Here is a 15,395-nt window from a genome sequence, read left to right as displayed (position 1 = left end):
ATTACCCACACTTCCGCTTGCGCGGTAAGTGTTGGCTTCTAGTTTCATGAGCCGATGCCTTCAAATCTTGCAATTTGCGGGTCTTATTCAGCTTTAACCTAGCAGTAACGGGGTTCCCTCCGCCAGTGACTTCAGAACTAGTCTGAGAGTTCAGTATTCGGATACCTTCGTTCCGGATGTTTAACGCTGCATTCCCATCTCGATCGTGATGAGTCTTACAAGATGGGCAATCCCATTCCCTGACATCTAGTGGCAACTCATACTTAAGATGACCGCAACTTGAACACATCTTAGAACTGGGGAAGAATCTGTCAATTTCTATTAGCTTTCCGTCTTGACGCTGTAGCTTATAATCTAAGAAATTAACGAACATTCCCCATCCAGCATCCGAAATAGATTTAGATAACTTACGGTTCTGTACCATCCCCTTAACGTTAAGGTTTTCAACTGTTATGACTTTGCTTTCGTCAGCCAATTTTTTACTGACCTTATGTAAAAAATCTTGGCGGGAATTTGATACACGTTCGTACACCTTTGCTACCAGTTTTTTAGCTTTTGCACGAGATTTACTACCTTTTTTCTTCCGGGCTAGTTTTTGTTGTTTTCTAGCTAGATTTTTTTCGTGCTTTTGAATATGCTTGGGATTTGAATATTTTGTAACTTCCGATCCATCGTGGACAATCGCAAAATCTTTAATCCCCAAGTCAATCCCAAGAATTTTATTACCCTTCGGGTCAGCATTTCCTCCTCGACGCGAAGCGCCAAGATCGGAATGCTGACCTGAATGAGTACCTTCAGCAGCTTCTGTCTCACACAGAATAGACGCAAAGTATTTGTCTGTAGGTGTTTTGCTGATTGTAACAGTCTTGATAACGCCTTTAATTTCTCTATGAAAAACTGCTTTAACTACGCCAATCTTAGGGATATTTAAGCAGTCCTCAATGATGGTGACGTTTTGAGGATACTGAATTGATTGTCTGTGATGCTTAGACTTGAACTTGGGGAACTTAGCTCTACCTTCAAAAAAGTTTGTGTATGCCTTATTTAAATTGATGGCAACACATTGCAATACAGAAGAGTAGCAATCAGTCTTTAACCAAGGATACTCAATCTTTAACTGAGGCAGCATCCCCTTATAAATCTTCATTGATAATAATTTACCAGTTTGTTCGTAGTGCTGAATACAAGCATTTAAAGCATGGTTCCAATACCATCTAGCGCAACCAAAAGATTTTGCTAGTGCAACTTCAACTTCGGTTGTCGGGTACAGTCTTACTTTAATTGCTTTCAACACTCTAATCACCTCCTTCGCTATACTTATACTAGCACACTGTAACGACAAAATAACGACATGAAGAAAAAATATTTTAACTTGCGGCTTTCCGAACGTAGATTAAACAAATTACGGTGTCACGCTATAGAAGTTGATAAAACGATGACTCAAGTTATAGAAGAATTTATCGACTCTCTACCCCAACCAAAAGAACTTGGCAATTCCTCAAGCACCCCCCGAACGCGTTAATCTACGGTTAACATAGGTCGGGGATGCTTTCGTCATTGCCCAAAATTCATCCCACACTGCCTTCGGTCAGATGTAGGGCTTCTTTTGGATTAAGCTAAATTCTAGTGGTTAGTAGCAAGGGATTCTTGATTTTGGTTAGCACTTCTGGGCAAGGAAGCACACTAAGTAGGATGACACAAATAAAGTTAACTCATGAGAACGGTTCTTAGTCTTTTGTCAAAATTACTAAAATCGTTTAGCTGAGATTTTGCACCTTCTCAATAAGGGGGTGTGCGACATTGCCCTACCTAAAAAATCTAAAATCGTTATATGTAATTACAGTTATAAATTCATATAAGTGCAGTTTTCAGCCATCTTTTCTTCCCATAGTTGCACTTTAATTAGCAGAAACCGTAAATGCAACGGCCAAAAGCTTCCTCTACGATAATAATCAAACGAACATTAGACTGAAAACCAAAGAAAACTAGAATCTTAGAGATTCTTGAATATTTGGCTTTTCTAAAGATTAAGCAATAAAATCTTTACTTCAACAAAGGTCATTATGAAGATAAAAAGCAAATTTTTAGCTGTTCTTGTTGTTGCATCCATCGCTTTTCTGTTAGCACCAAGTACAGGGTTCGCCAATCGCTTTACATCTCAAATATACCAACAAATCTTATAGAATTTTGATGGGGCTCAAATAGAGTTTAAGCTAGGAGATAACCAATACTAGAATGCTGTGATTTGGTAGCTGACATCTTGCACCTTCTCAATAAGGGAGTGTGCGGCATAGCCCTACCTACGATCGGGATCGGCTTTTTGGGGTTTGATTTTTGCAATAAGGTAATGGTGCAAGATATGAGGTAGGACAATCTAATTGTATCAATACAGATTTTGCTAGATCGGCAGCATGGTTATCTTCAGGAATGCAAGGAATCAATGACCAACTATTAACAACTAAAAACTTTTCTAGTTCAAGTGGTGATTATGGAAATTCTTTTGAAATTAACAGTTCTATTGATGATGATATTGATAGCTTATATCATCCATCTTTAATAAAACTGGGTCTTCAGTACTTATTATGCTAAAATAACAAGTACTGAAGAACCATAAAACTTAGCCCGTAGGCAATAGGGTTCAGTTCAGGTTGATGTGTAAAAAATTAAGAGTGTAGAGACGCTTCAAACAGCGCCTCTCTACCTTGTGTTTCCGATCCGGGTTCTGGTCTTATCCAAACCGTATTAAGGTGCAGTTTTCAGCAATCGATGCTTCTCAAAATTGCGCTTAACTAAGCAGAAATAGCGAATGTACTATCCAGTCCCTTTCCTTGTAGAGTGTTGGTAGTGATACAGGAGAGTCTACAGTTGGATAATATTGTCATGCATCTGAGGTCAAGACGAAGACAGCATATTGTAATGGCTGGCTGTTGCAAAGATATAAGGTTGGTAACGTCCGTTTCTATATTTCTTTCTACCTTTGTTTGCCTATCTTCCACTGTATTTGCTCAATCTGTACCACCAGGAGTCACAATACCACCAGAAACCCCTGAAACAATTGAGCGTATAACTCCTCAACCAAACGAATCACCAAGACCCTTTCCTCAAGAACCCCCTACACAAGCACCAGAATCTAATCTTGAAACTCCTCCTACCCAAGAATCGCCGGATGTTACTTTTCCACAGGGCATTCGTATTCCTATTAAGAAGATTGAGGTGATAGGAAGTACTGTTTTACAAGACGAAATTAAGAAGTTAATCGAACCTTTGGAAAAGAAGGGAGAAGCAACTTTTGAGGAATTGCTCCAATTGCGTTCTGCTATTACTCAATTGTATATAGACAATGATTATATTACGAGTGGTGCATTTTTGCCAAACAATCAAGATATCAGCAGTGGATTTGTGAAAATCCAAGTTGTTGAAGGTGAATTAGAGAACATCGAATTGAGTGGATTGAATAGGTTACGAGCAGGATATGTACGATCGCGTTTACGAAGAGCCACCTCAAAACCTTTAAACCAGAAGCGTTTGGAAGAAGGGCTACAACTTCTACAACTCGATCCTCTTATTAGTCGGGTGAATGCCGAGTTAACCGCAGGTAGCACCCCCGGTCAAAATATATTACAGGTGAGAGTCCAAGAAGCGCCAGCCTTTCACGCTGGAGTCTTTATAGATAATACTCAGTCTCCCAGTATTGGCTCTGTACAAGGAGGCGTATTTATTGCCCATGATAACGTACTCGGTTTTGGCGATCGCTTCAACGCCGAATATGGCAGAACAGAAGGTCTGAATCTGTACGATATTAACTACACTATCCCTGTAAATTCTTTAAACGGTACTATTGGATTTCGATATAGTAACACTGACAGCCGGATTATTGAAGACGCTTTCCAAGATTTAGACATTAGAAGCGAAACTCAAACCTATTCCGTAAATTTTCGTCAACCTTTATATCGGTCTCCAGCAAGTGAATTTGCGCTTGGTTTATCCTTAGATTTGCGGCGAAATCAAACCTTCATACTTGATGATATTCCCTATTCCTTTTCAGAAGGTCCGGAAAATGGCGAATCAAAAGTTACGGTTATTCGATTTTCTCAAGATTGGGTGAGTCGTAATGCCAATACAGTCTTAGCGGCACGCTCTCAGTTTAGTCTGGGGATAGGTGCTTTTGATGCCACCATTAACGATACGGGTACTGATGGGCAATTTTTTTCCTGGCTGGGGCAATTTCAGTGGGTACACCGGCTATCACCGAGAACTTTACTGCTAGCACGACTAAACGCCCAATTGACTGGAGACTCTTTACTCTCTTTGGAAAAACTTAGTATTGGGGGGTTAGATACAGTGCGCGGATATCGTCAGAATGAACTTGTTGCTGATAATGGCGTAGTAGGTTCATTAGAAGTTCGCTTTCCTCCAATATCTAGCTACAATGCATTGCAGTTAACACCTTTTTTCGATATTGGTACAGTTTGGAACAATCGGGGGGCTAATCCCGATCCAAAGACAATCGCGGGTCTGGGTTTAGGGTTAGTTTGGCAACCATCTCGGAGTTTAAACTTACGTTTGGATTATGGCATCCCTTTAATGGATGTTGATAACCAAGGTGACTCGCTGCAAGAGAAAGGGCTTTACTTTTCATTGCGTTATCAGCCATTTTAAAAGGGAACGGGGAACAGGGACTCCAGTCGAGGAACGCTACCACTAACCACTACCTACTAACTACCAACCACTATCCATTAGAATTTTCTATCACAAGTGTGAGTCACAAGTACCGGGGATCTGCAAGGATTGCGTTGAAGTATACAGAGTCATTATGCAGATTCAAACACCAGATTGGGTTAAACACGCTGTTTTTTACCAAATTTTCCCAGATCGCTTTGCAAAAAGCAAACAGCCCCGCAAGCGACTGTTACGCAATGCCACTTGGGAGGAATGGGAAGCTATGCCAACACTTCAAGGTTACAAGGGTGGAGATTTATGGGGTGTGATGGAACAGTTAGATTATTTACAGGATCTGGGAATTAATGCTATTTACTTTACCCCTATCTTTCAATCAGCAAGCAATCACCGCTACCATACTCACGATTATTATCAAGTTGACCCAATGTTAGGGGGGAACCCTGCTTTCAAGGAATTGCTAGATGCAGCCCACGAGCGTAATATTAAAGTTGTTTTGGATGGGGTGTTTAATCACGCAAGTCGAGGCTTTTTCTTTTTCCACGATATTTTAGAAAATGGACCTCATTCCCCTTGGGTGAATTGGTTCAAAATCCACGATTGGCCCGTTTCTCCTTATAACGGTGAATATCCTGCTAACTATGAAGGTTGGGCTAACAATCGAGCACTACCAGTTTTCAACCATGATAACCCGGAAGTGCGGGAATACATTATGGAAATTGCCGAATATTGGATTAAATTCGGTATTGATGGTTGGCGTCTGGATGTCCCATTTGAGATTAAAACTCCTGGATTCTGGCAAGAATTTCGCGATCGCGTTAAGGCAATTAATCCCGATGCTTATATTGTGGGTGAAGTGTGGCATGATGCCCGTGAGTGGTTGGATGGTACCCAGTTTGACGGGGTGATGAATTATTTGTTTGCAGGGCCAACAATTGCTTTTACTGCTGGCGATCGCGTAGTGTTGAAACAAGTACAAGGACGTTCTTACGACCCCCATCCACCACTGTTTGCCAAAGAGTACGCTGAAAAAATGCAGCATCTCCTGCAACTTTACCCTTGGGAAATCGCATTGGCGCAATTGAATTTGCTAGCGAGTCACGATACAGCAAGATTGCTAACCATCGCAGGAGGTGATAAACCAAGCGTTGAATTAGCAACTTTACTGTTACTGACCTTTCCTGGTGCGCCAAGTATCTACTATGGCGATGAAGTGGGTTTACCAGGGGCGATAGATCCAGACTCTCGCCGTGGCTTTCCTCTAGAAACCAATTGGGACAGAGAAATTTTTGAGACACACCGCCAACTCATTGCCCTACGCCATAATTATCCTTGTTTGCGTACAGGGGAATACAAAGTTTTGTTCTCTCAAGGAGAACTCTATGTCTTTGCGCGGATTTTGGAAACAGAAGAATTGATTGTTGCGGTGAATGCCGGTACTGCGCCCACAAAAGGCAATGTAGATGCTAAGAGTTTGAGTTCCCAACCTAACAAGCTGCTGTTTGGCACCGCTGAGTTTGAGTGGAATGTAGAAGGCGAAACTAAGGAAATTATTTTAACTCTTCCTGCTCGTTCCGGCTGCATTCTTGGCGTTGCTTAAGGGGGGAATATTGTAGATTTCATTCCCTCTTCTTGGTAACTGTATACACACAAGTTGGATTTACCCCCCTTAATCCCCCCTTATAAAGGGGGGAAGATCGCTGTTCTATTTCCCTCTCCTTTACAAGGTCTGGGCTAGGGAGGAGTATCACTTAAGCTTCTATAAGCAGAGGGCTAGGGAGGAGTATCACTTAAGCTTCGCTAGTAACAAATGTAGGAATTAACACTGCATCAATAGCGTGAATCACCCCATTGTCGGTAAGAATATCGGTTTGGAGGACATTGGCGTCATTCACTTTCACCTTGCCCTGAGTAGCGTTGATTCCGACAACTGACCCTTCTAATGTTTCTGCATGGTCAATTTGAATCAAGTCGTCAGACCTAACATCACCAGAGGCGACATGATATGCCAGAATCCTCTTGAGCTTATGGGTATCTTTGAGTAACTCATCTAAAGTTCCTTGTGGTAACTTGGCAAATGCCTCATCAGTAGGTGCAAAAACTGTAAAGGGACCGGGACTGTTCAGCGTGTCTACCAGTCCAGCTGCTTCCACAGCCTTGACAAGTTTGCTGAAATTTCCGGCTTGAGAAGCAGTTTCAACAAGGTTAGGCATGAGATGACTTTTACTTAATTTTTAGAGTAATATTACAGACTATTTATAGAGTGACAAAAATGTCTCAGCCTCTATCAACGGAGGTGTTGCGAAGTAAATTTGGTCAAAAGTGACCAATGAAGAGCCATAATTAAGGGATTGTTCACTGATAACTGCCGATCGCGGCTGCTAAACTTAGATAATGACTTCCAAAAAACCAGGAATTATGCTAAAGCGTTCCAAGTTCGAGACAACTCAATCTCAGATCATGCATCGTGCTGAGGAGCTCATTAGTGCAGCTTCAAATCGCTATCGCATTACGGTTCAAGTGGCAAATCGCGCTAAGCGTCGGCGGTATGAAGACTTTGACAGTGCGGATGATGCCATGATGAAACCAGTGCTTCGGGCAATTATTGAGATGTCCGATGAACTGACTCAACCAGAAATTATCGGCGAAGTCTAACATGATGCGAGTTGGGAGAAGTCATTGGGTTGGGGCGATCGCGCAATTTAGTGCTATTGTTTTGAGTTTAAGCGTAGGTTTCCAACCCGTATCTGCTCAAAGGGTCAGCGCCACTGATGCATGGCAGCTCGTTTACAAGCAAGTGCCAGACTTGCCACGGGAAAACCAGTACCTAAGCAAAGAGACTGGCAAAAGAGCCGAAAATAACACTTTGGTCAGCCGCTTAATTCGATATCACCTTTATGTGAAAGGACGTGCGCCAAATTTTCGCTTGGATTGGAAGCTGACTTTGGCAGATTATCTTGATGCTAATGAAGTACTCTATGAAGGGACATATCCGGGGAATGACACCCTGCGGCAAAATCCCCTAGATGCGGATAAGGCTGCGATCGCACGTCTTAGCCGTCGCCAGCGAGACGCCTTGGTACAAGCATTGGTGAACGTGTTCGGGGATACCCAAAGTACACCAACTGCTCGCCCCAATACCTCACCACCATCAGGAGAATCTCCCCCAACCCGTTCCCGGTCACCTCAACCAGGTGATGCCCAGCTACTCAAGTAATTTTACTAATGGCTAATCGCTAATCGCTAATTGTCGTCGTACTATTAGCCATTAGCAATTAGCATTAAGCAAAGATGGAACGCGTTTTAAAAAGTGGGCATGGTTGGCGTATTGGCTGGAACCCAACAGCGCCAGAGTTTAAAGGTCTAGTGGGTACGGACGACTGGGCAATTGAATTGACTGAAGCCGAGTTAAATGATTTTTGTCGGTTACTGGCACAGCTAGCAGACAGTATGCGGCAAATTGCAAATGAACTGATGGATGAGGAAAAGATTGCCTGTGAAGCCGAGAGCGATCTATTGTGGATGGAAGTGGAAGGCTATCCCCAGAGTTACAGCTTGCGCTTTATCCTGAATACGGGACGTTGTGTAGAAGGGAAATGGGAAGCTTCTGCTGTTCCAGGTTTGCTGCAAGCAACTGGGATGCTCAAGGTTTTTTGAACAAACCTCTTGATTATTCTAGTTCTTGTTGCTATTATGGAGAGGTTGACTACGGGGCGTAGCGCAGCTTGGTAGCGCGCCACTTTGGGGTAGTGGAGGTCGTGGGTTCAAATCCCGCCGCTCCGATTGACCGAAAACTCCAGTTCCTTCTAGATAACCTCATCATACCTAATAAGGTACTTCCAAATAAAAAAGTATCCAAAAATTTCCAGTGGGACGGGTATGTTGTCCGTTCAGGTTGAATGACGGGCAAGGATGCCCATCCCACAAGATGGATAATTCATTTCTTAAAAATCCCTAACAATATCATTACTAAACGTACAGCATTTTTCAGGTAAATGAAGTACATCGGTAGGGGCGAACGGTTGTTCGCCTCCTTCGTCGGCACGTTACGCGTTGGCGCAACCTGTCCGCAGGACTTATGCTCTTGCAACAATCTGTACCTCACGATTGTTGCAATGTGCTGTAGTGTATTTGCGTTTTCTTTAGAGAAACCTATTTAAGAACTAATGGGTGTATTAAGGGAAATCCTAAAAATGATCTGGAACTCAATACTTTGAAGTTAAACGTATACGTAGAGTGCGAGCGCTAATTCCTATAAACTATTCCTATTAAATAGTTTACAAATGCTCAGTATATTTGATATTTGCGTTGCTAATTAATAACGAGTTAGCTGACTTTTGAACATAGTCATGCTACAGTATTAAGCAGAGACGTTATCAAAACAGCGTCTCTGCCGTCAGAATTGAAGGAGGAACAATAAATGAATCAAACCCTGTGCTTGATTCTTGTTACACTTTCGCAGATCACAATTGCACTTTCGCAGATTACAACAATAACTCTGCTAGTGCTTTTGATTGCAGGGAAGTTGAAATAAATAACTTCACTACAATCAAAAAAATTATACAAAATCATTAACCTGAGAGCTACTGCAAATAGCTCTTGGGCTTTTTTGCTTTCTACATTAAAATAACACTAAGTGTTATTTTGGAAAGTCAGTTTCTAAAACTCAGTTTTTAGTTGACATTTGTATTATAGCATTGAGTTTGTGTTCTTCGTTAATCTTGAGAGATTTTCATCAACTTTGAGGAAACTGCTCTATGCCTCCTTCGTTGGCAAGCTGCGCTAACGCATTGATAAGGTCTTTTTACCTCCAGAGGAGAGGGTGCGACACCCAAAGCTATGTTTTTATTTCCGCGCTCATGCTTCGTGTAGCTGTTTGAGAACTGGTATCCCTACAGCTACAATCAAGAGGTGAAACACGTCTGAGCGCAGGAAGAATGTTGGAAGAATCCAAAGCCTTAATTCGCATGAGTGGGCAAGAGATGGAGAATTTAGAAGTTCCCGTCAACATTTTGGTACGCGTATTAGACGGGATGCAGCAAGTCGTCTATCTACTTGCTACTGCAAGAGAAAAACGCAGTTTGGGACAGCGGTTTAGGGTAACAGCAGAAATACAGCAACTTTATAGGTTACGTGCCAGCATACCTCAACCTGGAAGCTATACTGTGCCAGTAGTCCTCCCTCCCGACCCAAGTACGTTGGAAGTCATGGGGGCTTTGGAAAATTTTTTATCATGCCTGAGCAGTTCCAATTTTGACCATATTCAAGACATTATTCCAGATTCCAAACTCAGAAATCGTGCCTTGCGCGAAACCAGAAAGTTTTTACCTAAAGCTGATGAATTTTGGCAATTAGGCTTTGCGAGAGTTAACAGCACCAAAGAATTAACGCTTACTAATAAATCAATTGATATTATTGATACCTGGCTAACTCAGGACACACCAGAAGATGCCGTCATGACTGTAACTGGTGAGCTAATTCGTATAGATTTTGACAAACACCTCGTGATTTTGCGCTATCCTCCTACTCACCAAGAAATTGAGTGCATTTACCGAGAAGAATTAGAAGATTCGATGATTGAAAATCGTCGGCAGATGATCCAGGTCACAGGACAATTTACTTTGAATAACGAGGGGCAACCCATTAAATTGACTGATGTAACTAGAATAGAACCTCTTGATTTATCTCCTATCAATATTAGAGAAATTTGTGGGCACGACAAAAAACTGCGGTTAAAAACGCACCTTTTGTTGACACCCGAGATGGACGAAGAAAGCGGGCAACTCTTAGTTGTGGAAGAGCCTGAGATTGGTCTTCACGTATTTGCGTTCACTCGTGATGAACTTATTCACGAAATTAACGACCAGATGCTCATGATGTGGGATGAGTACGTAAATGCCAATGTGGATGAATTAGCGTTAGATGCGCGACAATTACGAGAATCACTTTTAGAAAAACTAGAAGAGGTATCGAGTGCCGCGACAAAAGACTAAAGTAGAATCTGGGTTATTGTCCAAAGGGTTTCACGAAACTCAAAATGACCATCACTACTTCATTTACTTTACTAAAGACGGTAAAAAGACTACTGCCAAGACCAAGACAAGCCACACAAAGAAGATGAAGGATATTCCTGATAGTATCTTAAGTCAGATGGCAAAACAGTGCCACTTAACAAAAGCTCAGTTTTTGGACTTAGTGGATTGTCCTCTAAGTCAGGATCAATATGAAGATATTTTACAAAAACAAGGCATTATAGAACCGTCAGTCACTTTGCCGCTTGATACTACAGGCAATTCCCACTCATCTACAAATTCTATTGAGAAAAAAGTGTTTTAGTGGGTATAATCTCCACTTTTTTGTATCTAAAATGTGGGTGCTCCATTGCTAGCCCTTCACAATCAAGTACATAAGTCAGCCCGTCGATTGTTATAACGCTAAAACTTTGTTTGTTAGGGATTCCAGACTTGTCGTCAGGGCGAACAATCGTATGCCTACGAACGTCGGTACACTCCGCGTTGGCGCAGCCTGTCCGTAGAACATACGCCCCTACGCCATTTACCTGAAAAATGCTGTCAGTAAAGTTTATGACAAGAGATAATTTAACCTTTAAGTAATCAAACAATAGTTCACGTACTCTTTAAACTTGATAGGGCGCTAAAAGTGTAAAAATTAACTGCGTAAGTATCTGTACCTGAAACATGAAAGTTGACCAAAAATACAGCAACCCAACGAAATTTCGGAACAGACGAGGCTTAATAGTAATAACCGCAATCACCGCAGGAGCACTATTAGGTGTACTATCTATTGTTTACCTGATATATCAAAACAACTTTGTCGGTCGCAGTAGGGCAAGACAGGTACAGGTAGAAACGCCGAAGCAAGGGCAGAACCAAACTGTGGAGAAATACCTCAAATACAGCGAGTGCCTGTCAGAGGGTGGAAGTGACGAAAAGTGCAGCCCTCTTCTTAAGGAGCAATGAAAAGCCCTCCAACTCGAAGCGTTCGGAAGCAAAGCGATCGCACTACTGAAGTTTGACTGCAAGGATTGGTGCCGGTCTTCTTAGGGGCTTCCAAATAAAAAAATATTCCAAAATTTCTTGTGGTGGGGGCTTTGAGAAAGACATTTATACAGGACGGGCGGGGACGCCCGTTCTACAATCCCACAATTCCACAATTTTACAATTCCACAACTCCACAATTTCACAATTCCGCAATTCTGCAATTCCCTAATTCCGCAATTCCAAATTTCATGCCATCATTCTACAGGGCTGTACTTTCTAACAATGGTTGCAAATATCTAGTCAGGAGCTGCTTGGTTTCCGCAACAATTTTCTGTTGCAGATTATCCTCTTGCTTCCAGTAAAACAACTGTAATGCGCTGGCTACCTCTACAGCCACCAATGCTACCACCCGGCGTTTTTCTGGTTCCATGTTTGGTTGCTTGAGGGCAAAAAAAGCATCTAAATGAAGGGCGATTTCATGGTCGAGGCGTTTATTTAAATCGTATAGTTCTGGCGCTGCTTGCCTTTGCAAGAAGATAATCCGGGCAGCTGGTTGAGTTCGATAGAAATTGTCGTAGGCATCAACCGCATCACTTAGCACTGAGGCAAGCGATCGCCCAACTGTGCTAGAACTAAACAATTCGGCGGTTAATTCCCGCATCTCCTTGGAGTATCTTTGCGCTAAAGCATACAGAATTGCTGGTTTATCCGGGAAAAATCGGTAAAGCGAACCAATTGAGGTATTTGCTCGCATAGCGATGACTTCAGTCGTAGTTGCTTCATACCCAAATTCTTCAAATGCCTGGGCCGCTGCATCCAAAATTTGATTCAACCGTTGGCGGCTGCGGGCTTGTTGGGGCAACCGGCGCAAAGGTTCGGGAAAAGATGTTTGCTCAGACATAGTAAGGGGGACAAGGGAGAGAGAGTTAGATGTATGAACGCAACTTGGTATCATTATCCAGACTTAATATGACAACTTAGCTGGACAAAAGTGAGCATTTCTCATATTTTACAAAAGTGAGGATTTCTCAGTTTTTTTGCTTCCTCAACTTAAAAGGGAAGTAAGGGGATCGCTTTAGTATTTTCAAGGCATTAGGGGGTTATGGTATGTCAAAAATTATTATTGTTGGTGCGGGACCGGGTGGGCTAGCAACGGCGATGCGGCTAGCATCAGTTGGATATGCTGTGGAAATCTACGAAGCGGCTGACCGGGTAGGCGGTAGGATGCGGGGATTTGAGGATGGTGCTTATGCTTTTGATACTGGACCGAGCATTCTTCAAGTACCACGGGTGTATGAAGAACTTTTTACTGAGTCGGGATTGAAGTTGAGTGACTATATTCGTTTCCTGCAACTCGACCCCATGATGCGGGTGCATTTTTGGGATGGTAGCCGGCTTGATTTAACTTCAAACTTGGAGGCTTTTAAAGCGCAACTGGCAGAAATTCGCCCTGACTTACCCCAGGCGTTTGATAAGTGGTATGCAGAGCACGAACGCAAAAATGAACTGGGTTACAAACCTTATCTCGGTACACCCGTGCGTTCTGTGCTTGGTTATTTGCGCCCTAATGAGGTATTATCCGCTATTTCTTTTCGTCCTTGGGAAAGCTTGTATCAACATTTCCAGCGATTTTTTAAGGACGATCGCTTGGTTTATGCCCTCTCCTACTCATCAAAGTATTTGGGCATGCACCCAACAGTTGCGGCGAGTGTGTTTAGTCTGATTCCTTTTTTGGAATTTGCAGATGGTGTTTGGCATCCTGAAGGTGGATTCCGTGCTTTAGCAAAAGCATTGGCAAAGGCGGCTACCGATTTAGGTGTGGGTATCCATTTAAATTGTCCGGTAAAACAGGTTTGGATTGAAAACGGTCAAGCGCGGGGTATTGAACTGGGTGGGGGCGATCTCATTCCTGCTGATGGGGTGGTAGTCAATGCAGATTTTGGCTATGCTGTGAAAAATTTATTACCAGAGTCAGCAAGAGGTCGCTATACAGATAGCAAATTAAAGCGGATGCAATTTTCCTGCTCGACTTTTATGCTTTACTTGGGTGTCAATCGCCGTTATGACCATCTGCCCCATCACCAAATTTATCTTTCAGAGAATATTCGCCGTCGCGATCGCCCTTGGGTGGATGATTCTGCTCTAGATACAGAAAACCCTCCTTTCTACGTCTGTAACCCAACAGTCACAGACACTGACAATGCACCGCCCGGACATAGTACCCTGTTTGTACTGGTTCCGATTCCCAACACGTCCTACCCAGTTGATTGGAAAAATCAGCAAAAATCCTATCGGGACTTCATCATCAAACGAATGCCATTGCTTGGCTTTGAAGATGTCGAAAAGCACATAGTCACAGAAACTTGTTACACCTCTGACAACTGGCGGGATGATTATCGAGTTCACTTGGGCGCTGTCTTTAACCTCAGTCATGGCTGGAGCCAGTTAGGTCCATTCCGCCCGCCAATTCGTTCTGCTAACACTAGCGGGTTGTATTGGATTGGTGGTGCGGTTCATCCAGGAAGCGGTTTGTTGACTATTCTTGAGGCAGCGCGGAGTGCTGTGTTCTTTGTGAAACAGGATATTAAGGTTTGATGGAGAAATAATGTTATTGCACTAATCCCCCACGCAAAGCACGGACAGCAGCTTGAGTTCGGTCAGCTACGCAGAGTTTGCTCAAAATACTTCGGACATGAGTTTTGACAGTACCTATAGTCAGGTGAAGCTTTTGACCAATTTCTGCGTTGTCACACCCAGCGACAATTAACTCCAAAACATCCATTTCCCGTTCGGTTAGTGGATAGCTTTCCAGCGTTTTCTCAACTTCTGGGTCAACAGCATTAATCATCACTCTTTTTCCCCGTATGCCTCCACTGCTATTGGGAAAATCGTGACGTATCTGTTGTAGCACAATATCTGCGATCGCCGGATCGATCCACGAAGTCCCTGTATGAATTGTTTTGACTGCCTCCACCAGTTTTTCAGTTGCGATGTCCTTCATACAGTATGAATCTGCCCCAGCGGCAAAAGCTGCTAAGACTGCTTCGTCACTATTCTGCATGGTCAAAATCAGCAGCTTTGTTGTGTAATTTTGTGTTTCGGCTTGATACTGTCTGAATTGGCGTGTCAGTTCAATGCCATCCATATCAGGCAGACCAATGTCGATGGTAGCAACATCTGGCTGCAGAGTTTTCAGAAGCTGCAATCCATCAGTTGCATTAGCTGCTTCACCAACAATTTTTATGTCTGGCTGAGTTTCCAAAGCCGCCCGTAAACCTATTCGGGTAAGGTTGTGGTCTTCTATCACAACGACCTTAATTTCACTCATAGCTGGTCACCTCTACCCATCTACATGGTTATTTTAATCGGGATTTTATACAAAAAGTAGGATGCCTTCAAGTTTCATCCCCCTTCAGCAAGAATAATTATGCCTTGAAAACTCTATGTATTGGGCGCTTTCTTGCTACAAACTTTTAACGGTGTGAGGTTCTCTCAAACATCCTGACGCTTGCAAAGCGAGCTGTTACTAGATTTGCTCGCTAAGACAAGCACTTTCTTGTTTAAAGATCGTGTTTTATAATAAGACAGCTAAAGAATATTCTATTTTAGTCGTTGATGGCGTTTTTGACAACTTATCGATTTTAGAAGATTCGGAATTACGAAATTATCTTGCCGCAAGATAGCAAGACTGCCTTAGCTATGGTTGAGCAGTCGCCA

General features: G+C 42.7%; 14 protein-coding genes and 1 tRNA gene. 11 read left to right on the top strand and 4 right to left on the bottom strand.

The features are described from left to right. Position 1 precedes the first annotated feature (1 nt). Positions 2–1,294 carry an RNA-guided endonuclease InsQ/TnpB family protein gene (locus ACYRY3_RS42520; RefSeq protein WP_460207869.1) on the bottom strand — a complete coding sequence of 431 codons (1,293 nt, stop codon included), beginning with the start codon at positions 1,292–1,294 and terminating at the stop codon, positions 2–4. Between the two features lie 57 nt (positions 1,295–1,351). Between ACYRY3_RS42520 and ACYRY3_RS42515 the strand changes: the two genes are divergently transcribed. From ACYRY3_RS42515 to ACYRY3_RS42505, 3 genes are all read left to right on the top strand, one after another. Beyond that, positions 1,352–1,522, top strand: coding sequence for a hypothetical protein (locus ACYRY3_RS42515; protein WP_460207868.1), 171 nt, complete (start codon positions 1,352–1,354; stop codon positions 1,520–1,522). 1,394 nt (positions 1,523–2,916) lie between these two features. Then, positions 2,917–4,659 carry a ShlB/FhaC/HecB family hemolysin secretion/activation protein gene (locus ACYRY3_RS42510; protein ID WP_460208300.1) on the top strand — a complete coding sequence of 581 codons (1,743 nt, stop codon included), beginning with the start codon at positions 2,917–2,919 and terminating at the stop codon, positions 4,657–4,659. A gap of 154 nt (positions 4,660–4,813) precedes the next feature. Then, positions 4,814–6,277, top strand: a complete 1,464-nt coding sequence (locus ACYRY3_RS42505) for a glycoside hydrolase family 13 protein (RefSeq protein WP_460207867.1) — start codon at positions 4,814–4,816, stop codon at positions 6,275–6,277. A gap of 190 nt (positions 6,278–6,467) precedes the next feature. Here ACYRY3_RS42505 and ACYRY3_RS42500 read toward each other — a convergent pair whose 3' ends face one another. Then, positions 6,468–6,890 (bottom strand): fasciclin domain-containing protein, encoded by a 423-nt coding sequence (locus tag ACYRY3_RS42500; protein ID WP_460207866.1) that lies wholly within the window; start codon positions 6,888–6,890, stop codon positions 6,468–6,470. 205 nt (positions 6,891–7,095) lie between these two features. Between ACYRY3_RS42500 and ACYRY3_RS42495 the strand changes: the two genes are divergently transcribed. From ACYRY3_RS42495 to ACYRY3_RS42465, 7 genes are all read left to right on the top strand, one after another. Further along, positions 7,096–7,332: a DNA-directed RNA polymerase subunit omega gene (locus ACYRY3_RS42495; protein ID WP_460208299.1), complete on the top strand. Its 237-nt coding sequence runs from the start codon at positions 7,096–7,098 to the stop codon at positions 7,330–7,332. A gap of 1 nt (position 7,333) precedes the next feature. After that, entirely contained in the window at positions 7,334–7,894 is a 561-nt protein-coding gene (locus tag ACYRY3_RS42490) for a hypothetical protein (protein ID WP_460207865.1), read from the top strand. A 74-nt stretch (positions 7,895–7,968) separates the two neighbouring features. Then, on the top strand, positions 7,969–8,334 hold the full coding sequence (locus ACYRY3_RS42485; RefSeq protein WP_460207864.1) for a DUF1818 family protein: 366 nt from the start codon (positions 7,969–7,971) through the stop codon (positions 8,332–8,334). A gap of 52 nt (positions 8,335–8,386) precedes the next feature. Beyond that, a tRNA-Pro gene (locus tag ACYRY3_RS42480) sits at positions 8,387–8,460 on the top strand. A gap of 1,154 nt (positions 8,461–9,614) precedes the next feature. Further along, positions 9,615–10,670 carry a hypothetical protein gene (locus ACYRY3_RS42475; protein ID WP_460207863.1) on the top strand — a complete coding sequence of 352 codons (1,056 nt, stop codon included), beginning with the start codon at positions 9,615–9,617 and terminating at the stop codon, positions 10,668–10,670. Next, positions 10,651–11,013 carry a hypothetical protein gene (locus ACYRY3_RS42470; RefSeq protein ID WP_460207862.1) on the top strand — a complete coding sequence of 121 codons (363 nt, stop codon included), beginning with the start codon at positions 10,651–10,653 and terminating at the stop codon, positions 11,011–11,013. The genes ACYRY3_RS42475 and ACYRY3_RS42470 overlap by 20 nt, the downstream gene beginning before the upstream one ends. A 362-nt stretch (positions 11,014–11,375) precedes the next feature. Further along, positions 11,376–11,657 (top strand): hypothetical protein, encoded by a 282-nt coding sequence (locus ACYRY3_RS42465; protein ID WP_460207861.1) that lies wholly within the window; start codon positions 11,376–11,378, stop codon positions 11,655–11,657. Between the two features lie 280 nt (positions 11,658–11,937). Here ACYRY3_RS42465 and ACYRY3_RS42460 read toward each other — a convergent pair whose 3' ends face one another. Beyond that, complete coding sequence (locus ACYRY3_RS42460) at positions 11,938–12,579, bottom strand: TetR/AcrR family transcriptional regulator (RefSeq protein ID WP_460207860.1); 642 nt, start codon at positions 12,577–12,579, stop codon at positions 11,938–11,940. A 206-nt stretch (positions 12,580–12,785) separates the two neighbouring features. Between ACYRY3_RS42460 and ACYRY3_RS42455 the strand changes: the two genes are divergently transcribed. Next, the gene (locus ACYRY3_RS42455; protein ID WP_460207859.1) at positions 12,786–14,273 is read left to right on the top strand and encodes a phytoene desaturase family protein; all 1,488 of its coding nucleotides are present in this window, start codon (positions 12,786–12,788) and stop codon (positions 14,271–14,273) included. A 13-nt stretch (positions 14,274–14,286) separates the two neighbouring features. Here ACYRY3_RS42455 and ACYRY3_RS42450 read toward each other — a convergent pair whose 3' ends face one another. Further along, positions 14,287–15,006, bottom strand: a complete 720-nt coding sequence (locus tag ACYRY3_RS42450; RefSeq protein ID WP_460207858.1) for a response regulator — start codon at positions 15,004–15,006, stop codon at positions 14,287–14,289. Positions 15,007–15,395 lie beyond the last annotated feature (389 nt).

This window comes from Scytonema sp. NUACC21 (assembly GCF_054684315.1).
The sequence above is the reverse complement of the archived record's forward strand: the minus strand, read 5'-3'. Positions and strand labels throughout refer to the sequence as shown.